The sequence below is a fragment of the Pseudomonas sp. GM33 genome, assembly GCF_000282295.1.
GTDB lineage: Bacteria > Pseudomonadota > Gammaproteobacteria > Pseudomonadales > Pseudomonadaceae > Aquipseudomonas > Aquipseudomonas laurylsulfatiphila.
The window spans coordinates 1-26089 of record NZ_AKJO01000020.1; the positions used below are offsets into that span (position 1 = coordinate 1).

The following is a 26089-nucleotide window of genomic DNA, read 5'->3' on the forward strand; positions in this document are numbered from 1 at the left end:
TGGCCAAGGTGCAAGAACACATCGCCGACGCCCTGAGCAAAGGTGCGACTGTACTGGCCGGTGGCAAGCCGATGGAAGGCAACTTCTTCGAGCCGACCATCCTGACCAACGTGCCGAACAACGCGGCCGTAGCCAAGGAAGAAACCTTTGGCCCACTGGCTCCACTGTTCCGCTTCAAAGACGAAGCCGAGGTGATCGCGATGTCCAACGACACCGAGTTCGGTCTGGCTTCGTACTTCTATGCTCGCGACATGGGCCGTGTATTCCGCGTGGCGGAAGCCCTGGAATACGGCATGGTCGGCGTCAACACGGGGTTGATCTCCAACGAAGTCGCGCCGTTCGGCGGCATCAAGGCCTCGGGTCTGGGCCGTGAAGGCTCCAAGTACGGCATCGAAGATTATTTGGAAATCAAATACCTCTGCCTGGGCATCTAAGCTCGGTAAAGGCAGTGCTTCAAGCGCAAAGGGCACGAGAGCGCTGTCCCTTTGCGCCGCTTCAAACGGACCTATCCTTTGTGGCCGGGAACGCTGTGGCAGTCGATCATCGCATGCTGCCGCCGTTGCTTCCCCGCCACTTAATCCTTGAACCACGCCCCCCATGCGAAGACGGGTATCCATGCCCACCACAACCTGAGCTTGGGCGTTGCCAACTCCATCGTCGCGGTGGTCAGGGTTGTGATCGCGTTGACGCCAGTCTGGCTGGGATGGGGGCCGGTGCAGGCAACACACCATTGGAGGTGTTCATCGCCGCTGCCGAGCAACTGGGCTGGAACCATGGCACCGATCTTTACACCCTGATGGATGTCGCCGATGACATCGCCGCCCTTCAGGACCGTCCAGTGGGTGTTGATCGCGAGACGCTGGCGCTGGGTTATGCAGGCGTTTACTCCAGCTTTCTTCGCCATGCCGAAGCGGCTGCCCAGCGCTACGGGTTGCGTACCGTCGACATCCTGGTCGAATTGGGTCGGCGAAAAATGGTCGGTGGGCAAGAGGACATGATCGTCGATGCGACGCTGGATTTGACCCGCTGCTAATTGGTGCAACAGCGCAACAGTCTTTGGTGGTTTTACGGGATTCCCGATCGTTGCCCCGGTAAATACAGTAAGTGGCATTACAAAACGAGAGTGTGGATATGAGCAACCTTGACGACTGGAACATCATTGTCACTGGCGCCTCAGGCGGTATTGGCCGTGCTTCCGCACTGGCTTTTGCCAAAGCGGGCGCCAGAGTTGTGCTGCTTGATCGCGATGCCCTAGGCATCGAAGAAACCGCCAGCGCTGTCACGGCTGCCGGTGGCAAGGCTTATTCAATCATCTGCGACGTTACCGACGAAGACGCTGTGGCCGCAGCAGTCGATGATGTCGTCACTCGATTTGGCCGTCTGCATGGCGCGTTCAACAATGCAGGGGTCGAGCAAAGCAATTTGCCTCTGCATGAAATTTCGTCTGCGGCGTGGAATCGCATTATCCGCATCGACCTGACCGGTGTTTTCTACTGCATGAAGCATCAGATCCGGGCCATGTTGAACAGTGGCGGTGGCGCCATCGTGAACACCGCTTCGTCCCTGGGCTCGGTAGCGATTGCCGCTGCCTCGGACTATATCGCTGCCAAGCATGGGGTGGTCGGGTTGACCAAGGCTGCGGCCGTCGACTATGGCACCCTCAACATCCGGGTCAACGCAATCATGCCAGGGATCATCGAAACGCCAATGATTGTGCGTGCGAGTGAAGAGCCCAATTTTGCCAAACAGTTCGCTGCATTGCGCGAACGACACCCTATCGGTCGTTTCGGAAAACCGGAAGAAATCGCCAAGGCTGCGCTATGGCTGCTGTCCGATGACGCCAGTTTTGTGACCGGTACGGCAATGGCCGTAGACGGTGGTTATCTCACCGTTTGAGCCCCCCTGAAAGACTGTCCCTGACGCTCGACAGGGAGTCGATCACTTTTGAACCTGAAACCCCGGAGTACCCCCATGATCAATGTAAGTCGTCGCTTGAAAGTCAATGCCCCTGAGGAGTCGGACGGTGTAAACCTGAACCGCAGCCAGGTATGGGAAGGGTTGGTGAGCAAGGCTCGCAATGCGGTGCCGTTCGTTGATGCCATTACCGAATGTAATGTCGTTGAGGACCAGGGCAATACCTTTATCCGCGAAGTGGTGCTTTACGGTGAGCGCCTTCAGGAAATGGTCCTTCTTACTGAAGAGCAGCAAGTCGAGTTCGTACGCCTCTCCGGTAATGCCCGTGGTCTGATCAAGAACGTCATCGAGGAAGAGGATGGCGAACTGTTCCTGCGCTTCTCCTTCGATTTCTCCCTGCCGGGCGTACCGGCGGGCAGCGAGAAGGAAGTCGAGTTCTCAACCGGCATGCAGACGTCCTACCTGAGCGCCGTACGATCCACCCTGCAAGCCATCCGTAACAAGGTCAGCAAAGCGGCATAAGATTCACCGCAGCGACCAGAAATGAAAAAACAAAAACAAGAAATGAGGCGTGCAATGAACCATGAATTGACAGGTATGTTTGAAAGTGTCGATCGGATGTCGGTCGAAGGTTTTTTGAGTTATCTGACCGATGACGTCGTGTTTCGGTTTGGCAATTCCCCGGAAGTAGTGGGGAAAGAGGGTGTCAGGGCGGCGATTGAGTCATTTTTTACCCAAATAGCCTCGCTGGAACACATTCTTCAAGGCGTGTGGAGCGAGGGCAACACGACAATCATGCGTTTTGATACCTATTACACCCAGCATGACGGCACGATTATCAATGTTCCTTGTTGTGTCGTTGTTCACTTCAATGCTTCCCGATTGATCAATGATTATCGAATTCACATTGATATTTCGCCCCTGTTCAGCAGCGCATCTGCTGGTAATGTTATCCAAGCGTCTGCATAACCACACATGAGTGCCAGTTGAGCTGCACTCGCCGGTCGAAGCCCACGCAGCTTTGCTGGCGAGTGCAGTGTTTTGGTTTGCGAATTTCAGTAAAGGCATTTCGATGAAGGATTTGAACCTGCTCTATACCTTTGAGGCGTTGTGGCGAGACCACTCAGCCTCCATTGCGGCGCAGAATCTGGGTGTTACGCAGGCTGCCGTCAGCGGTTCGCTCAAGCGGTTGCGAAACGATTATGGAGACAGGTTGTTTACGCTGGTCGGTCGCCGAATGGAGCCGACGCCATTTTGTGTCCATATCGCGCCGCGACTGTTGGCCTCCCTTGCGATGGTCAGGGAGGCAGGAAGCCAAATGCCGGTGTTCGATCCGAAAAATTGTGAAAAATCATTCGTCTTTAGAATGCGCGACATTGGCGAGGTCGTTTGTTTGCCGCCCATCTTGAGCGAATTGTCCAGGGTTGCACCTCAAGCTCGAATACACACCGTCGTGGGTGGGATGGATGAGACGCTCAATGGCCTGTCCACTGGCAGAATCGACCTGGCGCTCGGCTTTTTGCCGACCCTTCAGACTGACATTCACCGTACGCCTGTTATTTCTCAGTATTACGTCTGCGCCATGCGCAAAGACCACCCCTTGGCACATCGCGGCTTGAGCCTCGAAGCCTTTGTCGCCAGTGAGCATTTGTTGGTGGAGTCAGGTGGTGGCGGGCACCAGGCACTGGAGCGTGCTTTGGTCGATGCGGGCGGCAGAGACTGCATTAAAATGCGCACCCCTCAGTTCTTGTCCGCTCCGCACTTGCTGTTGGATACCGACATGATATGGACGTTGCCCATTTCCCTGGGTAAAACCCTGGCGCGCTTTTATCCTCTCGTCATACACCCTCTGCCCCTGCAAATACCCTCGTTCGAGATTGATCTGTACTGGCATGACCGATTTCACCGAGACCCTCAGAACAAGTGGTTGAGAGAAATGGTCGGCCAGGTACTGCGCAGCCAACAATCAGCCTGGCAATAGTCGCTTTCAAAGGGAACCGTGGCCATCAAGGCGTTGTGTTCCCCTCGCTCAAAACATCAACCGGCGCGGTATCAAGCGACACTCTCAACGGTGATGCTTCGTTCCTGGATGCTCTGGGGTAAATGGAGGCTCAGGTAGTCGATCAGGCTGCGAACGGAGGGCAACATACCCTTCGGTTTGGGGTAGAGCAGATGGATGATATGCGTTGCACCGCTCCAGGAGGGGATAACGACTTCCAGGGCCTTCGCGCGAACAGAGGCTGCAGCTATGGGTTCCGGCAACAACGCGACGCCCAATCCATTGACGGCGGCCTCCAGTTGCATGCGTAGATCATCGAAGATCAGACGTGGCTGATGGCTGACCAGCAGCTCCTCACCTGACGAACTGCTGAGGAACCATCGGCCGACGCCGTCATGGATGTCACCAGGACGAGAAAGCGTCTCGATGTCCGACAGGGCCTGGATCGTGGCAGGTCGCCCGACACGATCGAGAAAGCGCGGGCTTGCGACCAGGATCTGCCTGGTTGCCCCTAATTTCTTTGCGACCAACCCGGCCGTTTCTTCAATCCGGGTACGCGATCGCAAGGCCACGTCGAAGCGCTCTTCAAAGAGGTCGACCTCTCGATCGACTGCATTCAACTCAAGCCGTACCTTTGGGTGTTTCTCCATATACCCAGGCAGCAGGGGGGCCAGGTAACTCTGCGCCATCACCTGAGGACAGCTCAACCGTACCAACCCGACGGGTTCTCGTCGAAGATGTTCCACACTTTCATAAGCGGTATGCGCACCCTCGACAACGGGCTGGCTGAGCGTAAAGAAATGATGGCCGGCTTCGGTCAGCGAAACCTGGCGCGTTGTGCGATGTAACAGCCTGGCCCCCATTCGCAATTCAAGATCCGCGATATGACGACTGAGCAACGTTTTTTCAATGCCCGTTGCCCGTGCCGCTGCCGAGAAACCTCCATGTTTGACCACCAGTACGAAGTAATAAAGGTCATTAAGGTCTTTCATGCAGTTGACGCTCTCCTGCGGGGGTCGTTGAGCAACCGTTAACGGCAAAGGCTGATGTAACCATCATTGATCAAACTGGATGCGGGATAAACTAGCTACAATTGAAATGACTGATCCACTGATGGAGCAATCAACATGGAACTTCTGAACGACATGGCGTTGTTCGTCGAGGTCGTCAAAGCCCACAGTTTTCGCAAAGCCGCAGAAGCGATGGCGATGCCCAATTCGACCTTGTCGCGACGCATCAGCGGGCTTGAAAAGGCCATTGGCTTGAGACTGTTAAATCGCACCACGCGCAAGATCGAATTGACGGAGGCGGGGCAGTTGTACTTTGACCGGTGCAAGCGAATCGTTGACGAGGCGCGGCTGGCGCACGAGCAGCTGGGTGAAATGCTCGCGCATCCAAGCGGCCTTTTGCGCGCGTCACTGCCGGTGGATTTCGCCAACATTTACCTGGCACCGCTCATTGCTGAATTCGCTCGACGGTACCCTGGCATTAGCTTTGAATTCGACCTCACGCCACGCCAGGTTGACCTGGTCAGCGAACCCGTCGATGTGGTTATTCGCATGGGCGAACCGGCAGATTCGAATCTGATTGCACGCAAGCTGGCGAGCCTCACTCGTCGTTTGTACGCCTCGCCTCGTTATCTGGAACTCAATGGAGAACCCAGCGATCCGTCCGAGCTGGTAAACCACGAATGCTTGCGCCTGCGAAAGGCTGGCAAGTGGCAGCTTTCCCATTCAGGCGAAGTGGTTGAGGTCGAGGTGGGAGGACGGTTTCAACTGAATAGCGTCGGGATGCTTCGGCGATTGGCGACACTGGATCTGGGGATAGCGCTGCTACCTGAAGGCATTGCAGCGGACGATCTGCGCACTGGCTTGCTGCAACCGGTACTGCCCCAATGGCAGGCCAATCCGATCCCGGTGTATGCCCTCACTGAAACCCGTCTTTTGCCTGCAAAAACTCAACGTTTCATTGAGTTTCTGCGTGAGCACCTTGAGCACGCTTGATTGTCGGGTTCCGTCGAGTGCTGAGCCAATAAAGACCACCAATGGCTGTTGCGCCGATCAGCACAGGAAGCGCCAACCAATGGAAGAAGACCTGTGCTGTACCCGCGGTGGAAATAAACCAGGCGCCCAGCGTCGAGCCGACAATTGAACCGCAACGGCCGACGGCCATTGCCCAGCTCACCCCGGTCACGCGGGCGGCGGTGGGGTACAGGGTGGCTGACACCAGGTTGAGGCCGTTTTGCGCACCGGCTACACCGAAGCCGATGAGAAATACCATGGCAGCCAATTGATAGGGATCACCCATCAGATAGCCCGTGACGGCAATGACCACAGCCGTTACCGAGTACGAGAACGTCAGTACAGGGTAGGGGCCGACGCGATCCATCAGCAGGGCCATGAGAATGGCGCCGACGGTACCGCCCAGCGGCACCATGGCGCCAATACGCGAAGCGTAAGCGATATCGTAGCCGGCCTCTTTGAGCAGGGTAGGCAGCCAGCTGGTCAGCAGATAAAACACAAAGAGCGAGCAGAAGAAGGTCACCCACAGCAGCAGTGTGCGGACCAACCGACCGTCGATGAACAGGTGCGAGATCGGGGACCTGACCTGGGCCGGGCGTTCGTCATCGAGGATCGTTACACCGCTCCAGCTCTTTCGGGTGATGCGTTCGACCACCCGGCGCAAGGCGTCGGCGTGCTTGCCCAAGGACGCCATAAACCGAACCGACTCGGGCATTAACCAAGCCAACAGTGGCAGTAACGCCAGCGGCATGACGCCACCCAGTACCAGCACAGAACGCCAGCCGAATGCAGGAATCATGTGCGCGGCGAGCATGCCGCCCAAGGCAAGGCCCGCCGTGAAGCCACTCCAACTCAAGGTCACCATGATCATGCGTCGGCGGGCGGGGGAGTATTCGGCGCTCAAGGCAATGCACGCCGGCATCGCACCACCCAGGCCGATGCCGGTGATGAAACGCAGAACCGTAAGCGACTCGATCGATTGGGTGTAGGCGCTGGCCAGGGTGGCGAGACCAAACACCAGCACTGATATCAGTAAAACGCTTTTGCGCCCGATGGCATCGGCGAATGGCCCCAGTATCAGGCTGCCGACCATCAGACCAAACAGCCCTGTCCCGAAAACCGGTGACAACTGGGCAGGCAACAGACCCCATTCTTCGCGCAACGACGGGGCGATGTAACCAATGGCTGCGGTATCGAAACCATCCACCAGGACGATGAGGAAGCACAAGGCAAGGATGACGATCTGGTATGGCGAGATCTTCGCGCTGTCGATGATCTCGCCAATTCGGGCGTTGTCAGGGTTCATGCGGCTACCTTTTATTTTTTTTATCTGGACGTGATCGTCGCCAAGCGCTTTAAATAAAGGAAGCCAATTCTAATTATTCAAACTATCTGGTTTTGTTATACCTATGCGCACCGACCTCAACCTGCTCCGCGTCCTGCTAGCCGTTTATGAAACCGGCAATGTCACCTCGGCGGCGAAGCGGCTAGGCATGAGCCAGCCCGCAACCAGTGCGGCACTGGCTCGCCTGCGTCACTCACTGGGGGACCCACTGTTCATTCGCTCGGGTAACGTGATGGAGGCGACGCCACGGGCGCAAGGCATCATTGAGCGCACCCGCGAAGTGATCGAAATAATCGACCGGGACATCCTCAGCGGACCGACCTTCGACCCTGCTACCAGCGACCAGGAGTTCGTCTTTTGCCTGAGCGAAGTGGGTGAAGTGGTCTTTCTACCTGCGCTATTCCAGAGCCTGCGCAGCGCGGCACCGAATTCCCGCATTCGAACCGTCAGCCTGGCACCTGATGAGCTTGTGGAGAACCTGCATGAAGGCCGGGTCGATGCGGTGCTCGGCTATTTCCCCGACCTCACAACCCCCAACATTTACCAGCAGCGATTGTTCTCTCATGACCTGGTCTGTCTGATCCGTCTCGATCACCCTCTGGCAGGGGAGCGACTGTCCCTGGAGGATTTCCGCAGCCTCGAGCATCTGCAGGTACGTGATGGCAGCCGTCGCCAGGAAATGTTCGAAGCCCACCTGACCAAAGCAGGTATCCACCGCAACATCGTGCTGCAGACTTCTCACTACATGAGTGTGCCATCGATCATCGAACGCTCCGATTTGATCGTGGTGTTGCCACGCACCGTCGCCAACATGTACACGCACAATCTGAACGTGCGAATGGTCGAGCCTCCCGTGGACATTCCACGCTACGACCTCAAGCAGTACTGGCATGCACGTTTTCATGAAGCGCCGAGAAGTGTCTGGCTGCGGCGCTTGATCATGTCGGTATTCAATGGGTGACTATCAGGTCAATCTGGAATGATTGACCTGGCAGAAGGGGCGAGAAAAACGCGTTTAGCAGAGTGCCAGGGCTTTTTTCACTTCATCGTCCAGACTATGTTGCCAAACCCAATCTAGGCGCTGTTCCAACGCGTCCTTCAATTTCCGGGAATCGCGACCAACGGTTGGGTTCTTGTATTCGTACAACTCACCGGCTTCCCAGGACGTGCGCTGAACGCGCGAGGCACGCTCGCGTCGGACCTCATCGTAGGCCGCCAGCAGTGCGGGTACATCCGCCGCTGAAGCCGCCTCGTTCGAAAGCAACTCTGCCAGGAAGTAAGCATCTTCGAGGCCCTGGCCTGCGCCAGCACCCTGGTGTGGCAGCATCGCGTGCGCCGCGTCGCCAATGAGTGCTACTCGCCCGTGGACATAAGTGGGTAACGGCTCCACATCGTGAAGGGCCCAAAGCGTCGGGTTTTGAATGCATTGAAGTAGCGTTTTTACGGCAAGCCCTGAGCTTTCGAAACTGTTCAGCATTTGCTCTTTCGAAGCTGCTTTCACCCATGGCATGTCGGCCGGCCAGGAGGGATGTTCGACATGGCGGTCGGACACAAAGGCAACGATGTTGATCAGACGCCCCTTTTTAACGGGAAACGTCAGGACGTGGGCGTCTTCGCTCAGGTACATCTGAGGCACGTTGAGTAAGTGCTCATCCAGTGCTGCCGCACGATAAGCATCACGGAGTACCGCCGTTTCCACCAATCCCCTGAACGCTGACGTGCCGGTGAAGCGCGGCTTTACGGCTGAATGGCCAGCAGCAGCAAGCAGGGGATTACGCAGGGCTGATTTGATTCCGTCTGCGGCAATGACAACGTCGGCTGGGTAGGAGCTGCCGTCGGAAAACTTCAGTGATACTTCGTTATTGTTTTCTTCATAGCCGACGACTTGCCTGCCCAACGACGCAATGCCTTGCGGTAGGCGCTTGGTCAACAGATCGATGAAGTCGGCGCGATGGACAGATGATTGCCCTACGCCCGGCGCAACGCTGGTACCTATCAGTGAGGCATCGTGCGCATGACGCCACTCGAACCAGACGTCCTGCCAGGGGGCAGAAGTGCTGTCGGCAATTTCATGGTAGTCCTCGCCGATACCGAGCTGCTTGATAGCCTGTACAGCATTGGCGCCAAAAGAAACGCCGGCGCCGATTTCACCGAAAGCGGGGGCGACTTCAAACAGCTTGACGTGTGTCATTCCCTTTTTTATCAGGCCTAGTGCCAGGGCCGTCCCGGCAATTCCTCCACCCACGATGGCTACACGTAGCGCATGCTTGCGGTTCATTGAGTCACCTTTCTATTGTGATTATTGGTGGGCCATTTTTCGCAACTTTGATGCGCAGCGTCCAAGACTTTGTCCCTATGCACCATAGCCTCGCGGCTATACTAGGGAACCTCCCTGGTAGAAAGGCCGTCATGGATATCCGTCAAATCAAGCGTTTTATCGCGGTGGCAAGAACACGGAATTTCACCAAGGCAGCGCAGTCGCTGCACGTCGCGCAGCCGTCACTTAGCAAGCAGATCCATCTGCTCGAGGAAGAGTTGGGTTTTCAACTATTCCTTCGTGAGACACGCCCCATTCAGCTGACCCCGGCCGGTCAGCGATTCTATGAAGATGCCATAGCACTCGTTGGCAAATTCGAACAGATGACGGCAAATGCTCGTCAGACGGCCTTGGGCACACGTCAGACGTTCACGATCGGTTTCGTTGCCTCGGCCTTATATGGTGCCCTCCCGACGATTATTCGCCGTTTGCGAAGAGTTCGGCCGGACCTGGACGTGAAATGGGAGGAAATGACATCTGGTGAACAGATGGTTGCGCTACGGGAAAGGAAGATCGATGTAGGGTTTGGACGCATCCACACGGAGGCAGCCGAGGTCGATCGAATAGTGCTCAGAGAGGAGCGCCTTATGGCTGCCATAGCACCGGCCTTTGAGCTTGCTTCCATATCTACCCCTGTTTCACTAGCTGAACTGGGTGGCTGGCCGATCATTGTTTATCCCTCCCGATTCCATCCAAGCTTCGCTGATCAGGTGTTGAACATGATCAGAGCGAAGGGTGGCGAACCCTCGGAGGTACACGCAGTAGGCGATCTTCAGACAGCGTTAGGATTGGCGTCCGCGGAGTCGGGTTATTGCATCATTCCCGCCTCGGCTCGCCACCTCAGACGTGAGCTGGTTTATCGACTTGTAAGCGACAAAGAAGCGGTCTCACCGTTGATCATGAGTTACCGCCTTGATGATAACGATAGCGTCGTAGAACTCATCAAAGAGTTAACACGTACGTTGTACGCCGAAAAACCGGAGTGGTTAGAGCCGGAATATAATCGCATTTTGAATTTCTGACCCTGCCTGTCATTTCCCTTTTAGACCCTTTCACCGTGATTGGAGCGTGAGCGCAACAGTCCTTGGTGATTTTCGTGCCTAGTCAATAGGTAGTGGTCTACCTACAGTTCGGCAACTCATTAACCACCACGACTGATCGGGTGTGTTACTGCAAGATCTATTCTTATAAAAACAAGCAAGAATAACGGAGTGCTTATGAGTCATCGTCTGCAGGGTAAAGTTTGCATTATTACAGGTACTGGCGGGTCAATGGGGCGAGCGGCTGCATTAATGTTCGCGCAACAAGGCGCCAAAGTAGTGGGGTGTGACATATATCATGAGGCGGCTCAAGAGACGGTTGATGCCGTGAAGTCCATAGGTGGGGAGATGGTCTCATTAAACCATTGTGACTTGACGGACCCTGCCAACTGCACCCGTCTAGTTGAATTGGCGGTGTCGGAATACGGGCACGTCGATGTGTTATTCAATAATGCGGCGATGGCCTATTTTGGATGGATCGATCAGATATCAGACGATGAATGGCATCGAACAATCGATCAGGAGCTGAATCTGGTTTTCCACCTCGTACGTGCAGCCTGGCCGGAGTTAATCAAGTCTGCGGGCGCTTCCATTATTAACACGGCATCTGTTTCGGCATGGTCGACCTACCGCATGCTCCCTGGAATCGCGCATAGCGCGGCCAAAGGCGCTGTGCTTTCCATGACTCGCCAACTGGCACTGGAAGGCCGGGTCCATGGTTTGCGCGCCAACAGCATTTCCCCAGGTTTGATTGAGTCCAAGCAAACAATCCCGTTGCTGCAGGATCCCGAGTGGGCAGAAACGATGGTGGGCAAGGTGATGCTGGGACGTTTGGGTAAGCCCGAAGAAGTTGCGGCCACCGCTGTGTTCCTGGCCTCTGATGAAAGTTCTTTCATCACGGGTACTGATATTCGGGTCGATGGTGGAACCACTGTCTGGTAACTCTGCCTGACATTAAACTTGATTAATCAACTGGGCCTGCCTGAAACAAGGAGGGACTCTATTGCCTTGCAAATAATAAACACCCATTAGAGGCAGGCCCGTTGTTCTGTTTGTTCTGTTTGTTCGCATGAATCTTCGTAATCAAAATAATAATCCATACGAGATCATCCTTATGTTGCGCGTAAAAACACTGCGGCTCAGCAAACGCTCTCCCTTGCTCTGCACGGCAGCCATACTGCTGACTTGTACCCAAACTCACGCCACCGAAAATAACGGAACCGCTTACCCACTCGGTCTTGACACCGTATTGGCTGGGCGAATGCCGCCGCCAGGGTTAACCACCTTTTTTTATAGCTCCGCTTACGAGTCGACTGAACTAAAAGGTGCCAATGGGCGCAGTATGGCCGGGATTGAAGACTTCAATCTCAGTTACCAGTCACTCGCGGTATGCCTGGACTACGTTTATTCCGACTACACGTTATGGGGCGCAACACTGGCCAGTCGTGCCGCCTTACCCTACATAAAAGGGCAGGTGAGTTTTTATACCGAAACACCCCAAGGGCGTGTCCGCAACAGTGGCAAGGATGAAGGCTTCGCCGATCTAGCGTTTACGCCACTGTTTCTGGGCTGGAGCTCTCCACGTTTCCATCAGATGCTGGGTGTGGATTTTTATGCGCCCACCGCTTCGTATGACAAGGATCGGCTGTTCAATGTGGGAACCAATGTGTGGTCCTACTCGCCGTGGTACTCCTTCACGGCAAACCCGATAGATGAGGTGGAGATAAGCGCCAAGATTCTCTACATGATAAACGACAAGAATCGTGCGACTGATTACCGGTCGGGGCGCGAGATTAATGCTGACTATCATCTTGGCTACAGCTTGAACAAAAATTGGCAGGTTGGGGTCAGTGGGTATTTGTACAAGCAGGTGAGCGATGATGAGCGTCACGGTGAGTCGGTGTGGGAGGATGGCAATCGAGGTCGAGTGGTTGCTTATGGCCCTGTTGTGAAATATCAAACCCCCGAATTTGGCGTACTGATGAAGTGGCAGCATGAAACGCTTGTCGAAAACCGGGCCCGCGGCGAGCGACTCTGGCTCCAGGCGGTCGTGCGTTTTTAAGCCTGGTCTATTGGCCACAACTGCGAAGCAGGGGCGCCAGTCGTGGCCCTTGCGCCGTGATTGGTGCATCAGCACAACAGTCCTTGGTGATTTTCCTGTCTAGTCAGTCTCTGGTGCCTCATTTATGGTCTGGTGATTAGATCAATCAGGCGGGCTTTGGGATGCAGCAAAAGGAACACTTCAAAACGCTGAGCGGCTTCGGCTCCGTGCACGACGTACCCAAGCTGCCAACCGGTTTTACTGACGTCTTCGAAAGCTACGAGATCGCGGCCAACGGCGTGAAACTGCACGCCGTCATTGGCGGGCAGGGCAAGCCGTTGCTACTGCTTGGGGGCTGGCCGCAAAACTGGTTTGCGTGGCGTTACCTCATGCAGCCGCTGGCTCGCACGTTCACCGTGATCGCTGTCGATCCGCGGGGTGTCGGGCTCTCGGAAAAAGCGCAGGAGGGTTATGACTCAAGGACCTTGGCCCAAGACATGTTTGCGCTAATGGACGCCTTGGGGCATGAGTCTTTCGCCATGGCTGGCCATGACATCGGCATGTGGACCGGTTATGCCATGGCACACGATCAACCCGCCCGAATCGAGCGCATTGCGCTGGGCGAGGCGCTTATTCCAGGCTTATCCGACTCTCCGCCATTGCTGCCTGAGCAGCGCTGGCTCAGTGATTTTCTCTGGCATTTCAACTTCAATCGGGCGCTGGGCATCAACGAGCAACTGGTCAGTGGTCGCGAAGAACTCTACTTCGGTCACCAGTTCGCGACGAAAGCAGGGTCGCCACAGGCGGTACCTCGTTACGCGATCGACTTCTACATCGAACAACTCAAGCGCGATCCACAAGCCCTGCGGGCCAGCTTCGACTATTACCGCGCAATCGATCAGTCGATTCCACAGAGCCAACAGCGCAAAGCAACGCGCCTGACCTTACCGGTGTTGGCATTTTCGGGCGCGCTTGCCTGTGGCGACAGCGTTGAAGCCGAGTTGCGCACGGTCGCATCGAATGTCGAATCCGTGGTCATTCCGGATTGCGGTCACTATCCGGCGGAGGAACGCCCGGAGGCATTGCTGGCTGCGTTTGAGGCTTTTTTCGCGCCCTATGCACGATGACCAATTGCCGTTCGGTGAGAGATGGTGGGGCTACACTCATTATTGCGCATTGAACGACACCACCAGTACCAGAGGCTGCTGTCATGTCTGTCGTTATCGCCCCGCTTAGTCGCGCCAACCTCGGCGGCCATTTCCACGGTTTTGGTCTGCGCACCGAGGCAGAATTGATCTCCCCCTTCATCGGGGTCGACCACTACTGGATGGACGCGCCGACCTTTGGGCCACACCAGCATGCCGGCATTTCGGCGGTGTCCTACCTGCTTCCCGATTCCGAGACGGGCATGGCCAACCGTGACTCGATCGGTACCCAGAACGTGATTCAACCGGGCGGCCTGCACTGGACTACCGCCGGCGGTGGCGTGGTGCACGAAGAGGTTCCGGTCGAAACCGGCAAAAAGGTTCACGGACTGCAGATCTTCGTCGCTCTCGCTCCGTCGAACAGGGACATCGCTCCGTTCCCGCTGATACTCGAAGCGCAGGATGTGCCAGTCATGCAGGAGCCAGGTGCCAAAGTGCGGGTGCCGTTGGGGAGCTATCGTGAGATGCGCTCCCCGCTGAGTCCACCGACCGAGGTAACGATGCTCGACATCTCTCTGGAGGAGGGTGCCGAGCTGAGTGTGTCTATTGCCGCAGGCCAGTGCATGTTTGCCATGCCAATCGACGGCACGGTGGAGGTGGAGGCCCAGCGCTTCAATCGCGAGGACCTCAAGCTTCCGGTGTTCCCGGCGCAAAATACTCCACGCGAGGTCAAGTTGAGAGCCCCGCAGGGCAGTGCCAACGTCGTGCTGTTCAGCGGACCTCCGCTACCCTTTTTTTGAACCCAACGAAACGAGGATTTGTACTATGGCTGCCGTACGATTCACTGCAGAGAACGCCGCGTTGTTACTGATCGACCATCAGGTCGGCACGATGCAACTGATCAAAAACATCGACCGTGAGTTTGCCGCCAAGCAGTCGATTGCGCTGGCCAAGATGGCGAAGATCCTCAACATGCCGGTCGTGATTACGTCCAGCCAGGAAGATCAAGCCCAGGGCCCGATTCTTCCGGAAATCGCCGCGATACTCCCAGAAGCGCACGCGGCACGGATCAAGCGTCCCGGTGTGGTCAACGCCTGGGAATACGCCGACTTCCGCGATGCGGTGCTCGCCACTGGGCGCAAGCATCTGATCATGGCCGGTGTGACCACCGACGTTTGTCTTATCTTTCCGGCAATCGATGCTGCGCTCGAAGGCTTTGCCGTGCAGGCCGTGCTGGATGCTTCGGGCTCGCCCAGCGATCTTTCCGAAGAGTTCGCCCGTCAACGAATGCACGATGCTGGCGTCGTGCTCACCGCCACCAATACACTCATGGCGGAGATCGGACAGGATTGGTCCACACCTAACGGACAGCAACTGATTGGCTTGTTGTTCACCGATGTATTCCCGGCCTTGGGTGCCGGCATCCAGTAAAACTGCAATCCTGTCGCGCTGCTCGAAGTGCATGGCTCGTCGAGCAACGCGACAGTTCCCAGATCAGTTCACTTGCGCATAGCGAACATATTCGGCGCTGATCCGGTTTGAATGGCTGACCAGCCCGCGGACGAAGGGTAATCGTGCTGCCTCATAACGGGCCAGCACAGCGGCAACGGGTTCGTCTGCGCTTTGGTCTGCGAGCATTTGAGCCAGCACCGCCGCATCTTCCACTCCGGTCAAAAAGCCGCGCCCGGTCATCGGAGAAACGACGTGGGCAGCGTCGCCGATGATGGCCAGTGCGCCACGTGCCAACCGCTGCGGCTTGTATTCGGCAATCGGAGCGCCGCTCAATACATTCGCTGAGCGCACGCCGACAGTCACTGCCTCTGCCCACATTTCAGGCCAGACCTGAGGGACCTGGGCGACCAAGCCAGACCTCACGTCTTCATCGATCGTCCCGCGTCCGAGTGTGCCCACGATGTGGCCATCGGCGGTCAGACAGCCGGTGCTACGGAGCAATGCCTCCTGATGTACATCGAACCATGCGAATGTGACTTGACGCTGACCTGGCTCCATCGAGCCGTCGCGACCTGGAAGCACCGCGGCAACCAGACGATATCCGCCCACGAACTCAATCCATAGGCCGCCGTCCGATGGCCAGGGGACGGGACGCGTCAGCGCTCGCTCCTCGACCAGCCCACGCCACACCAGATAACCGGCGTAGCGGGCAAGCGGTGCGTCGGGCGTGATTGCCTGGCGAACTATGCTGCGATATCCGTCCGCCCCGATCACTGCGGCGGCAACCCTCTGCGTTCCGTCGGCAAAGGAGAGTTGTGCCCGATCGCCAAGGTCTGTGACCGAGGTGACGGCGTTGCCTTCTTCGAGGACGATGCCTGGTGTTGCGACAGCCCGGTCCCGTAGCCAGTTGTAAAGCGCCGGCCAAGTCGTCAATTCGCGATAGGCGGGTACCACGGGCAAAATGGGCGCAGCACGCGGATCATGGCCAACCGTCGCCGCGACCACGTCAAGATCGACACTCAGGCTGTCGCCACCGTGTACACGCCCGATGGAGCGCTCAACGACACGAACGGGCAAGCCCCTGGTCGCGCAAGCGAGCGCCAGCGTGAGGCCGGCAAGGGATCCGCCGACAATTATAATTCCCGGGTGTGTGGTGTTCATCGCGTGTAAGCACTCATAACGTCAACCTTCGTGAAAATATGCCGGTTCATCTAAAGGTCTTTTGCGTGACTGAAATGATCAGCGCGATCACCGCCACGCCGATCACGACCCAAAAGTATTCCATGCTGGCGACCAGGGTCGATTGCTGCTGCAGCATTTGTGCGTGCATCGCCACCGAGATTTGGTTCGCTGTCGTGGCGCCCACTTCGGATGACAGTGCTTGCGCCAGCTGTTGAGTCTGCTCCACATAGAGAGTGTCGCTGGCGCTGAAGTGCACGTTGAGGTTGTTGTATTGCAGGGTCGTACGCCATTGCAGAAACAGTGTGGCGGCCGTGGTGCCAATCGCCATGGCGATCTGTCCCATCATGTTTTTGATCTGATAGGCATGCGCGAAGAGCTTCTCTTCTTGCATCACGTCCCGAAAGGTCTGCATGGCGGCAGTCGACATGACCAACATCACAAAGCATCCATTGAGAATCAATGCCGGCAGAATGTTCGACCACATATTGGCGCTGGGCGTCAGCGAGGATAGCAGCCAGCCAAAGCCACCCAACGCGATGAATCCCAGAATGAAGAACTTCTTCGGGGCAGGGTACTTTGGAAGGAGAGTGGCCATGATGACCCAGGTGGCCAGGGTGCCGGTCAGTCCGATGGCCTGGAATGTACCGATGGTGTCCCAGGAGTAGCCCAGTCCCGTTTGCAGGAAGTACGGCAAGATGTAGTTATTGGCGCCCAGTAAAACGTAGGCGTAGCAAAACAGCGCCACACCCTGGAGGTAACGAGGCTGCATCAAGTCTCTGACTTTCAGGAAAGGCGTGGCCTTGTTGTGTTCGGCGTGGAAGAAGGTGTACATCCCCAGTGCTGCCAAGAATGCGCAACCGACGATGATGAAGGTGTCGTTATAAAAGTCGTAGTAGGACCGCTGCAAAATGTAGAGCAGAAAGAAACTGCTGACCGACAACAAGAGAATGCTTGCCAGGCTCGAGGGGGTTCGGTCCTCCTCGGGGATAGGGCTCGTCGGCAGAAAACGCACGCAAAGTGCTGCTGCAACCAGGGCGCCGACGATCAGTATCCAGAAGATGGCGTGCCAGGTATTTTCAGCCACCACCCACGACGAGATAAAAGGCGCCGCAGCCGTCCCGCCAGCGAGCCCGGTGGCAAATACTTTGATTCCAGTGAACCGGCCCGGGCCTGGGGGAATCAGGTTGATCATGAGGCGTGCCGACGTCATGAACGAGGCCCCACCCAGGGCCATGATGACTCGGCCTACGGTGAAACTGGTCAAATCAGCACTCACACCACACACCAAAGCGCCCAGCACGAAAACGCTGATTGAGCCGAGCATGAAATTGCGCCAGCCCAGGCGCTCCGTCAGCCAATGCTGTTTCGAAATCACCACTACTGCGATACAGGCATACAGGGCGGCCACCAGGCTGAATTCTTCAGGGCTGGCCTCGATTTCGCCGCGAATCGGTGCATTGGCAAAAGCGATCATGCCCGCCTGTAAATAATCCAGCGCACAAAGCAAGCCCACAGTGAACAACAAGGCAGCGTGTTTTCTGTATATGATCCGCCCAGTCAAAGCTTCAGGTTTTTGGGGCATGGTCACTGCCCTCATTGGCACTGATCACGTGTTCCACAACGTCATTGGCGTCCTTAAGTTCGTTCTTGAAAATCTCGGTGCTGTAAACCGGTTGCTGTGCACCGGTCTTGTTCAGGACGGGGCCATTGCGATCGGATGTATCGACTGAAACCCGCATGGATAAACCGAGGCGCAAGGGGTTTTGTGCGATTTCCTGCGGCCGCAAGGCAATCCTTACCGGCACCCGTTGAGTCACCTTGATCCAGTTGCCCGTAGCGTTCTGGGCCGGCATCAAGGAGAAAGCGCTGCCGGTACCGGCATCCAGGCCGATGATGGTCCCGTGGAAGATGACGCTGCGGCTGTAGGCATCCGCACGCAGTTCAACGGGTTGGCCAATACGCAGATCTTCAATCTGCGATTCCTTGAAATTGGCATTGACCCAGACTTGATCAACCGGCACCACCGACATCAGTGCGACGCCCGGACTGATTTTTTGTCCGACCTGCACACTGCGTTTGGTGATCACGCCGGCAACCGGTGAATAGATCTGGGTGCGATGCAAGGCGATGTAGGCATCACGCAGGTTGCTTGCCGCGACCAGCACATCCGGGTGAGTGCGAAGCGTGGTGTCGTCGACCATCGCGCGCCGAATGGAGAGCGCGTGTTGGGTGCCATCAAGCCCTGCTATTGCGTTTTTGAGTACGTCGGCGGTGTGGCTGATCTCTTCACGAGAAACGGCACCACTGTCGGCGAGTTGGTTGCGCCGACGCAAATCATCCCGAGCCTTGCGCACGTCGTTTCGACGCTGCTCGACTTCGGCCAGGAGTTGCTGGACCTGATAGTACTCAGTGCGTGCCAGGCGTACTGCGCGAGCGAGGTTCGACTGGGCGCGCTCGTACTGAATTTCGGCGTCCACGGCGTTCAATGTGACCAACGGCGCGTTGCTATCGACATGATCGGTGTTGTCGCCGTTGATTGCCGTTACGGTACCGCTGACTTGGGAGGTCACCTGAACCACATTGCCGTCGACATAGGCATCGTCGGTGGATTCGCTATCCAGTTTCAGCAGGTAGGCAACGCACAAGGCAACGACCATAAGGACGATGGCCAGGATCAGCAGCAATGTGGGGCGGTGCGATGTTCGCTGTTGAGTGGTAGCGGCTGGGGAGGGCGTAGTTGTCGTCATAGCGTCATTTACCTGCCAGGGAGGGCGCGTTGTTCGGTCAACATTGAGTTAACGAGGTTGCAGCTTTCCGAACGCACCGCGCTGGTAGCCATCAATGGCTTCGGTCAGCGCAAGCTGAGAAGCGAGCGCCAGCGAACCTTGCCAATACACGGGTTGATTCAACGGGACACCTGAAAACAGCACAGCCTTGGCGTTGCCCTTGGGGGCGCTCAACCTGACTGCGCGATCGTCATGCAGCGGCAGATTCACCGGCAGCGTGAGCTCGATGAGATTGAAGGGGAGGTCGTCGACCCACACTTCGCCGTCAATCGGCATCACGAACGCCACATGACCCTCGGGAATCGGGACGCTGACTTCAGCGCCGTCCTCGAGCGAGATGTCCAGCACGGTCACTTCGGTGGGCACCGATAATGGCGACGACACTTGGGCGAAACTGCCCAGCGGCACGCGCACCTTGACCCCTGGCAACCGCACCACGGGCACATCCTGCGCTTCGAGACTGAGCGCAAACGGAGCGTCCGCTTGGCGCTCCTGCGGCAGGTTGATGAAAATCTGCAGCATGTGCACCGTCTTGCCCGGCTCGGCCGGCACCTCCTCGTGCACCACCCCTTTACCCGCCGCCGTCCAGTGCAGCCCACCGGGTCGAATCAGGTTGCGGTTGCCCAGCGCGTCGCGGTTATCAATCCCGGTTTCGGAATCAAGAAACAGATAGGACACAGCCGAGAACCCGGCATGTGGGTGTGGTGGAAAAGTTGGCCCGCTGATCCAGGCATGATCGACAGCAAGGAACGGGTCGATAGGCTTGGCGAACTGACTTCCACGCAGACTGAAAGCCCGGAACTGACTGCCGTGATTCATGCGCTGCAGGCGTGCGATGGGTAACATGGCTGTGCTCCTCAGACGCGTTCCGCTGCGGGCAAAGTCGGGTAGTCGATATACCCTTGCGCACCCGGTGCGTAGAACGAATTCTTGTCCGGAACATTGAGCTCGGCGCCTGTGCGAAAACGCTCGGGCAGATCCGGGTTGGCGAGGAATGCGCTGCCAAACACGGCAGCATCAGCGCGGCCATCAGCGATCAGTGATTCGGCGGAGTGTTGATCGAGCCCGCCACCGATCAGGTAGCTGCCGTCAAACAGTGGACGTAACAAGCCGTGGTAGTCGACATTGGCGCCGAACAGGGCGACATGCAGATAGGCAAGATTCAGCCCATGCAGGTGTTCGACCAGATAGGTGTAGGTTTCTTGCGGGTTGGCATCGACGATGTCGTTGAAATTCATTTCAGGGGAGATCTTGAGACCCACCCGGTCACCACCGATTTCCGTCGCAATTGCGGACAGCGCGTCCAATACAAAACGCACACGGTTTTCAACCGATCCACCGTATTCATCCGTGCGCTGATTGCTGCCAGTCGAGAGGAACTGTTCAGGCAGGTAGCCCGACGCGGCATGCAACTCGACACCGTCGAAGCCAGCTTCAATGGCCAGACGCGCCGCTTGGCGATAGCCTTCAATGACTGCGGCAATCTCAACCACGCTCAGCGCATGGGGGGTAACGAAATCCTGAAGGCCCGTTGCGGTCCAGGTCTGGCCAGCGGGTTTGATCGCGGAAGGGGCCTGTGGCAGGGCGCCATTCGGTAGCAACGAAGGGTGCGAAATGCGACCGCTGTGCATCAACTGCATGAAAATCCGTCCGCCACGAGCATGCACGGCCTCAGTGACGTGCTTCCACGCAGCGACCTGCTCGGCGGTTTCGATACCAGGGGTACGGACATAACCCTTGCCCATAGCGATGGGGAACACGCCTTCACTGATGATCAGTCCGGCGCTGGCACGCTGAGCGTAGTAAGTCGCAACCAGTTCGCTTGGCACACCGTCATCGTCGGCGCGTGAGCGCGTCATCGGGGCCATGATCATGCGGTTGGAGAGGGTGTAGCGACTGAGCTGGACTTGGGAAAAGAGAGAATTCATTGCGGGCTCCTCAGTAGTGATGGGGCCATAATTGATCAATCCTGATCCGGGATAAACTGGGTGAAATTGAATTGACTGATCCACCATTGGAGCAATTTCTCTAGTGGATTCCGCGATAGCGGTCAGAAAATTGAGCTGAACCTTCATGCGCGACGTTCAGCATGGTAATCAGCGGCGTTTGTTCCTGTGATGAGGGCAGGGGAGAGAGCTTTAGGGAGGGGCGATATTCTCGAGATAACGCCCGACGTACTCGTCTCTCACACGAGCGGCAGATCCCTGGGCCATATAGTAAGTACGCTAGGGGCGATTGCTCATCGTCTCGACCGTCAATTTGCGCTCATGTTTAGAATCGTTGCAATTGAATGGCCACCAATCAGGATTCACTACGGACTCTCTTGAGATATTGCTGGACAGTAAGACGCTCGTTGCTGAGCTGGAGAAAATTGAGCTTGTGGAAGCCACCGAAGGTGTCGAACTGCGGCATAACACTGACGGCTCACTCGACCTCTATATACAAAACGAGAGTCCGGGCAATGACAAAGAAGCCAACTGGCTGCTCGCACCCAAAGGCCCGTTCAACCTGACCATGCGTCTTTATGCGCCTTCTTCTGACGCACTCACTGGAAAATGGAATCCGCCGCCAATCACTACCTGACCATCCTGCACAAGTAGCGGCACGTGCTGACCGGAAGAGAAACGGTTCTGAACCAATTTCACTGGAAGGTCTTCATTAAAAGGCCGTCATGAACATTTGGTACATGGCTCGTCGAGAGAACGGACGTCAGAAACGGTTTTGTCGAATCAGTGGCTTAGGCAGCTCATGAACATCTATGATATGACCTGTCGTTTAACATAATATACATTATGCGTACTCATAGGTATTCCACACAGACCGTCTCCCAGGTACATTTTAACCCCCAGCTACTGTGAATGTCAGCTAAAGACGGGAATGCTCGGCCTTTTAAAAACTCCACTTAAATCAATAAGATAGAAACACACCATCAGATCACTTTTTTATTGAAAACATCCGTTTCTTAGCGAAAATGTGTTCCAAAGCACTGATTAAATTGAAGAAATTCGTCGTGGTATTGCAACGGTAATAGCACCGCCGCTTAGCATTTGAAAACGGAACTGGTTGCGGGAAAAATGGGTAAATTGAGCCGTTTTTTCAGGATGGCGCTCCGTTCAACGCTAGGCAACCCGATCGGTGAAGAAATTTATTCCCCAAATTTATTCCTCTTTTAACTGTTAAATAGGTACTGCCATACAAATCCCCACCGGTCCCTCCAGTCGCCACTCAATGACTAACCAGAGGATTTATCCTGCTAAGAGCGGAATTATCGATGACGATTCACCGTAATTCGTGCCCCCGTGGATTGTTAAGATTACGCTTGGCACATCGCCTCAGGTGCAAATTTGGGCACTGATTGCGGTGAAAGCCAGCGAAGCGCGTGCCTACTCCCGGTTTTTGTCGCTACTCACGCGATAATAGCAGCGGACAAATCGAGATTTTCCGCTGACTCATTGATAATTCAACTAAACGGCTATTTAGTTGAGCTAATTCCATGCGCTCTATGATTATGAGGGTCAGATGTCACACCTGCCCTCCTTTTCCATTGTCGATGACATTCCAATGAGTTGCAGCTCATTCTCTACATGGGATAGAAATCTCCTGATATCCCCGGTGTTTTCTTTCCGCATATAGCATGCCGCCACCAAGCTGACCGGATGGATGCCGAGAGCGCTGCAAAGCTCTTCGAGCTTATCAAGCGTCGGGCTGGTGCCGCCTCGCTCGAGCAAGCTGACATTGGTCCGGCTACTGACAAGAGCAAAATCCTCCTGCGTAAGGTTTTTCTGAAGGCGAACCTGCCTAAGCGTTGCCCCAAATGCTTTCCTCAGTTCCATTTTGCGATCTCACAAAAGGAACGATAAAGCTTCATTGCACAATATATGACTACAACATATATTGGTCATTTGTGACACTGAGAGGCCTGCCATGAACCAGGAGCATGGACGATCGATGATCTTTTCCAGCCTATTCAACGACGATTTTCTTGCACGCCCCTTCGTTCGACAGACGGTAATGTGTCCATGGTTTTATCTGCACGCAGAGGTTCGTGAAGGCAAGGAGTTCGTGGGTGAGATGCTCATGGTCTCTTCGTTTGACTCACTGAAAGATATCCTTGAGCAGCAGCATGACTCCTTTCGAATTCGGTCTATCCACTATGTCACCCCTGGTTTTGTCAACAAAACTGGTCAGTGGTGCATGGAACCGCTTCTTGAGGCGAGCGAAGCGATCAATCAAGATGGGCAGAGAATACCGATTTTGACAGTTGCTGGCCGGTCGTATTCGCAATTGGAAATCAGCACCGAGATAGACCCAGCGAACGTCAAGGTATTGTTCACCCACAAGGCGGACGGGCATGACTGATTTTCCAGTAAAAAGGTCTCTGCCTCAGTCGTGGTGCCTGCCGTGCCCTTTCACCTCTGACGCACTCAGACGTGGTTTTTACGACTCAAGATATTGTAGGAAGCTGTGGTGCCTCAAAAGAGTGATCACATAAACCAAGCAATGCTCGATTTTTCATATCATCGGCAATCAGCCACGCGACGATGGATCGTCAAAAACCTTCGTACGCTTCAAGGGCACACCGGCGAAAGCGGTGCCTTCTACCTTACTAAAAGCATCAATAGCATCGACGTTAAAAAAGCTACGATACTTGGACGACTTTTGCAGACGCTCAAGCTTGGCTCGGGCATTAGCTGCGATATCGCTATCGACTTTAGCGCTCATTCTTTGCTCCCTTTTAAAGCACCGATACGTAAAAAAACCTGACGGAGACCTTGTCCGCGGTTTCGATACGCGTCTCGAGGATTTAGGCTGGCATTACCTCCTAACACTCAAAGACCGTCACTTTTTTCGGCGACGGGATTCTCGTTCAGTGAAATCAAAGCTCAATCCTGCGAGTGGGCCACACGGTTCTTGATCCGGATGATAATGGAGCAGGCTTTCACACAATTTGATATCCAGCTTATTCAGTGAAAGGCTGGCCTCGCTATCCTCAACCTCAACCTCAACCTCAACCTCTGACTCACTTTCCTCGTCTTCCGATACCAAAGATTCAGGGCTAGTCAAATAAAGAGCGAGCAATTTATGGTGTGGGTAGCGGTTCTCAAAATTCCTGACCAACCCCTTGAAAATGCTTTCACCCGTGGGTGTGCCAGCAACTCGGCGAATCACATAGTCAGCGATAGCCAGGCGCACCTCGATCTCGTTTGAATCGAGTGGAAGATCCTCGTACCCATCTTCAAATCGGCTATAGGGACGACATCCAACGGGCTTATCAGTCATCGTTCAGACCTCCTGCGCGGGTTTACTTTGATAGGTCAAACGGCCGTACACGAAACTCCGGTATTACGATTGAAGTGATCGTTTTTGCGGGATCTAGGTGCTACCTTCAAAGTACTTCAACACCAAAACAAATGGAACCACCGGAATCTCGTGTACGGCCAGCGAAATCCAGGAGAGAACGACCTGCGATCCCTTTCAGGCTGGAGGCCTCTGATATCCGATCAGCTGAGATTTCAGTTAACCAAGAGTGATCGCAGCGAACGTTCAGGAGACGCCAGTCTTTGACGAAATATTGATGATCAAGCGTCGAGCAATCGAGATGAGCAAGGCGGATCAGTACCTGCAGGCCGGCACCCGGGACAACACCCGGCGCAGTTACCGTGCCGCGGTGGAACACTTCGAAGTAACCTGGGGCGGCTTTCTGCCCGCGACCGGCGATGGCATCGTGCGTTATCTCGCCGAGTACGCCGATCAGCACACCATCAGCACGTTGAAGCAGCGTTTGGCCGCCCTCGCCCAATGGCACATCACCCAAGGCTTCCCCGATCCGACCAAGACGCCGGCGGTGCGGCAGATGATCAAGGGCATTCGCGCGCTGCATCCCGCCCAGGAAAAACAAGCCACTCCCCTGCTCCTGCAGCACCTGGAGCAAGCCGCTCAGTGGCTGGAGCAAGAGGCTGCGCAAGCGGCCGCCCGCCAGGATCTGGAAAGCCTGCTGCGTAGTCGGCGTGATATCGCCTTGGTGTTAATCGGATTCTGGCGGGGTTTTCGCGGGGATGAGCTGTCACGCTTGCAGGTAGAACACACTCAGGCGCAAGCCGGCGTGGGCATCACCTTTTACCTGCCGCACAGCAAAGGCGATCGCCAGCACCGCGGCACGACGTTTCGTACCCCGGCGCTAAAGAAGCTCTGTCCGGTCCAAGCTTACATTAACTGGATCACGGTCGCCGGCATTGTGCAAGGCCCAGTCTTCAGAAAGCTCGATCGTTGGGGGCATCTGGCTGAAGACGGCTTTCACGCCAACAGCCTGATTCCACTGCTGCGGCGAATTTTTAATCGCGCGGGCGTGTCTGGCGATCTGTACACCAGCCACTCGCTGCGTCGCGGTTTCGCCACCTGGGCAGCGGCGAACGGGTGGGATATCAAAGCGCTGATGACCTACGTCGGTTGGAAGGATATGAAGTCAGCTATGCGTTACATCGACACGGCAGATTCCTTCGGGGCGTTGGCGATAAGTCAGCCGCTCACTTCATCAGCTATTCCCCAAGACCAAGCGTTGACAGTGGTTGAAAATCCCTAAGGGCGGGATGAGGTATCGCGAATAAACTTGTTTCACCGTTGATGGAACGGTTGGACTCGGTTCGGTGGCGGGTGGCCACGATGAACAAGCCCGGCACATCGCCGATAGCATCCTGCCCTCCCTGCTCAATCGTGGGTTTAAATCTGAGCAAATCGCCATTCTTTATCGTGCCGCCTGGCTTGGAAAAAAAGTTGCTCAAGCGCTTGAGGCGGTCGGGACGACCTTTGTCCGCAACGACAGCGGTGCACTGATAAAAAGTAACTCACG

The 26089-nt window shown here is 55.8% G+C and carries 27 protein-coding genes and 1 pseudogene; 17 read left to right on the forward strand and 11 right to left on the reverse strand.

The annotated features are described in order from the left end of the window. The 6 genes and pseudogenes from PMI26_RS25865 to PMI26_RS25845 form a co-directional block, all read left to right on the forward strand. Positions 1-434, forward strand: a 434-nt coding sequence (locus PMI26_RS25865; RefSeq protein WP_007970764.1) for an aldehyde dehydrogenase family protein, incomplete at its 5' end; no start/stop codon positions are given. Positions 435-593: 159 nt separating this feature from the next. Continuing rightward, a pseudogene (locus PMI26_RS0129355) lies at positions 594-1033 on the forward strand (4-hydroxy-2-oxovalerate aldolase); the annotation flags it as partial. 98 nt (positions 1034-1131) lie between these two features. Then, positions 1132-1896, forward strand: a complete 765-nt coding sequence (locus PMI26_RS25860) for an SDR family oxidoreductase (RefSeq protein WP_007970768.1) — start codon at positions 1132-1134, stop codon at positions 1894-1896. A gap of 75 nt (positions 1897-1971) precedes the next feature. Beyond that, on the forward strand, positions 1972-2436 hold the full coding sequence (locus PMI26_RS25855) for an SRPBCC family protein (protein ID WP_007970770.1): 465 nt from the start codon (positions 1972-1974) through the stop codon (positions 2434-2436). Between the two features lie 54 nt (positions 2437-2490). Further along, the gene (locus PMI26_RS25850; RefSeq protein ID WP_007970772.1) at positions 2491-2883 is read left to right on the forward strand and encodes a nuclear transport factor 2 family protein; all 393 of its coding nucleotides are present in this window, start codon (positions 2491-2493) and stop codon (positions 2881-2883) included. A 103-nt stretch (positions 2884-2986) separates the two neighbouring features. After that, entirely contained in the window at positions 2987-3895 is a 909-nt protein-coding gene (locus tag PMI26_RS25845; protein WP_007970773.1) for a LysR family transcriptional regulator, read from the forward strand. 71 nt (positions 3896-3966) lie between these two features. Here the strand turns inward: PMI26_RS25845 and PMI26_RS25840 are convergent, their stop codons facing one another. Next, positions 3967-4905: a LysR family transcriptional regulator gene (locus PMI26_RS25840; protein ID WP_007970774.1), complete on the reverse strand. Its 939-nt coding sequence runs from the start codon at positions 4903-4905 to the stop codon at positions 3967-3969. 135 nt (positions 4906-5040) lie between these two features. Between PMI26_RS25840 and PMI26_RS25835 the strand changes: the two genes are divergently transcribed. After that, the gene (locus PMI26_RS25835) at positions 5041-5916 is read left to right on the forward strand and encodes a LysR family transcriptional regulator (protein ID WP_007970775.1); all 876 of its coding nucleotides are present in this window, start codon (positions 5041-5043) and stop codon (positions 5914-5916) included. Here PMI26_RS25835 and PMI26_RS25830 read toward each other — a convergent pair. Then, a complete protein-coding gene (locus tag PMI26_RS25830; protein ID WP_007970777.1) occupies positions 5879-7240 on the reverse strand; it encodes an MFS transporter in 1362 nt (453 codons plus the stop codon). The genes PMI26_RS25835 and PMI26_RS25830 overlap by 38 nt on opposite strands. A 103-nt stretch (positions 7241-7343) precedes the next feature. Between PMI26_RS25830 and PMI26_RS25825 the strand changes: the two genes are divergently transcribed. Then, the gene (locus tag PMI26_RS25825; protein WP_007970779.1) at positions 7344-8240 is read left to right on the forward strand and encodes a LysR family transcriptional regulator; all 897 of its coding nucleotides are present in this window, start codon (positions 7344-7346) and stop codon (positions 8238-8240) included. A gap of 54 nt (positions 8241-8294) precedes the next feature. Here PMI26_RS25825 and salA read toward each other — a convergent pair whose 3' ends face one another. Next, positions 8295-9557 carry a salicylate 1-monooxygenase gene (salA, locus tag PMI26_RS25820; protein ID WP_007970780.1) on the reverse strand — a complete coding sequence of 421 codons (1263 nt, stop codon included), beginning with the start codon at positions 9555-9557 and terminating at the stop codon, positions 8295-8297. Between the two features lie 131 nt (positions 9558-9688). On the opposite strand from salA, the gene PMI26_RS25815 reads away from it, so the two are divergent. The 6 genes from PMI26_RS25815 to PMI26_RS25790 all read left to right on the forward strand — a co-directional run bounded on the left by PMI26_RS25815 (position 9689) and on the right by PMI26_RS25790 (position 15253). Then, positions 9689-10618: a LysR family transcriptional regulator gene (locus tag PMI26_RS25815; protein ID WP_007970782.1), complete on the forward strand. Its 930-nt coding sequence runs from the start codon at positions 9689-9691 to the stop codon at positions 10616-10618. Positions 10619-10813: 195 nt separating this feature from the next. Beyond that, positions 10814-11578: an SDR family NAD(P)-dependent oxidoreductase gene (locus tag PMI26_RS25810; RefSeq protein WP_007970784.1), complete on the forward strand. Its 765-nt coding sequence runs from the start codon at positions 10814-10816 to the stop codon at positions 11576-11578. A gap of 172 nt (positions 11579-11750) precedes the next feature. Then, entirely contained in the window at positions 11751-12698 is a 948-nt protein-coding gene (locus tag PMI26_RS25805) for a SphA family protein (RefSeq protein WP_007970785.1), read from the forward strand. Between the two features lie 161 nt (positions 12699-12859). Further along, positions 12860-13804: an alpha/beta fold hydrolase gene (locus PMI26_RS25800; RefSeq protein ID WP_007970786.1), complete on the forward strand. Its 945-nt coding sequence runs from the start codon at positions 12860-12862 to the stop codon at positions 13802-13804. 83 nt (positions 13805-13887) lie between these two features. Continuing rightward, on the forward strand, positions 13888-14622 hold the full coding sequence (locus PMI26_RS25795) for a pirin family protein (RefSeq protein WP_007970787.1): 735 nt from the start codon (positions 13888-13890) through the stop codon (positions 14620-14622). A gap of 25 nt (positions 14623-14647) precedes the next feature. Next, positions 14648-15253: an isochorismatase family protein gene (locus PMI26_RS25790; protein ID WP_007970788.1), complete on the forward strand. Its 606-nt coding sequence runs from the start codon at positions 14648-14650 to the stop codon at positions 15251-15253. A gap of 63 nt (positions 15254-15316) precedes the next feature. Here the strand turns inward: PMI26_RS25790 and PMI26_RS25785 are convergent, their stop codons facing one another. From PMI26_RS25785 to PMI26_RS25765, 5 genes are read right to left on the reverse strand one after another with little or no spacing between them, the layout of a single operon-like run. After that, positions 15317-16435 carry an FAD-dependent monooxygenase gene (locus PMI26_RS25785; RefSeq protein ID WP_007970789.1) on the reverse strand — a complete coding sequence of 373 codons (1119 nt, stop codon included), beginning with the start codon at positions 16433-16435 and terminating at the stop codon, positions 15317-15319. Between the two features lie 46 nt (positions 16436-16481). Continuing rightward, positions 16482-18002 carry an MFS transporter gene (locus PMI26_RS25780; protein ID WP_033047433.1) on the reverse strand — a complete coding sequence of 507 codons (1521 nt, stop codon included), beginning with the start codon at positions 18000-18002 and terminating at the stop codon, positions 16482-16484. 19 nt (positions 18003-18021) lie between these two features. Further along, positions 18022-19203: an efflux RND transporter periplasmic adaptor subunit gene (locus PMI26_RS25775; protein WP_007970791.1), complete on the reverse strand. Its 1182-nt coding sequence runs from the start codon at positions 19201-19203 to the stop codon at positions 18022-18024. A 48-nt stretch (positions 19204-19251) separates the two neighbouring features. Then, a complete protein-coding gene (locus tag PMI26_RS25770; RefSeq protein ID WP_007970794.1) occupies positions 19252-20088 on the reverse strand; it encodes a pirin family protein in 837 nt (278 codons plus the stop codon). An 11-nt stretch (positions 20089-20099) separates the two neighbouring features. After that, the gene (locus tag PMI26_RS25765) at positions 20100-21170 is read right to left on the reverse strand and encodes an alkene reductase (RefSeq protein ID WP_007970796.1); all 1071 of its coding nucleotides are present in this window, start codon (positions 21168-21170) and stop codon (positions 20100-20102) included. Between the two features lie 403 nt (positions 21171-21573). Here PMI26_RS25765 and PMI26_RS31775 point away from each other — a divergent pair, with 403 nt between their 5' ends. Next, a complete protein-coding gene (locus PMI26_RS31775) occupies positions 21574-21825 on the forward strand; it encodes a DUF1214 domain-containing protein (RefSeq protein WP_033047428.1) in 252 nt (83 codons plus the stop codon). Between the two features lie 932 nt (positions 21826-22757). Here PMI26_RS31775 and PMI26_RS25760 read toward each other — a convergent pair. Then, complete coding sequence (locus PMI26_RS25760) at positions 22758-23075, reverse strand: helix-turn-helix domain-containing protein (RefSeq protein ID WP_007970800.1); 318 nt, start codon at positions 23073-23075, stop codon at positions 22758-22760. Positions 23076-23166: 91 nt separating this feature from the next. Here PMI26_RS25760 and PMI26_RS25755 point away from each other — a divergent pair, with 91 nt between their 5' ends. Beyond that, positions 23167-23601 carry a hypothetical protein gene (locus tag PMI26_RS25755; protein WP_007970801.1) on the forward strand — a complete coding sequence of 145 codons (435 nt, stop codon included), beginning with the start codon at positions 23167-23169 and terminating at the stop codon, positions 23599-23601. Positions 23602-23769: 168 nt separating this feature from the next. Here PMI26_RS25755 and PMI26_RS25750 read toward each other — a convergent pair whose 3' ends face one another. Next, positions 23770-23964 (reverse strand): hypothetical protein, encoded by a 195-nt coding sequence (locus PMI26_RS25750; protein WP_007970803.1) that lies wholly within the window; start codon positions 23962-23964, stop codon positions 23770-23772. 117 nt (positions 23965-24081) lie between these two features. Then, the gene (locus PMI26_RS25745) at positions 24082-24522 is read right to left on the reverse strand and encodes a hypothetical protein (protein WP_007970804.1); all 441 of its coding nucleotides are present in this window, start codon (positions 24520-24522) and stop codon (positions 24082-24084) included. Between the two features lie 295 nt (positions 24523-24817). Here PMI26_RS25745 and PMI26_RS25740 point away from each other — a divergent pair, with 295 nt between their 5' ends. Then, positions 24818-25822 carry a site-specific integrase gene (locus PMI26_RS25740; RefSeq protein ID WP_081500931.1) on the forward strand — a complete coding sequence of 335 codons (1005 nt, stop codon included), beginning with the start codon at positions 24818-24820 and terminating at the stop codon, positions 25820-25822. Positions 25823-26089 lie beyond the last annotated feature (267 nt).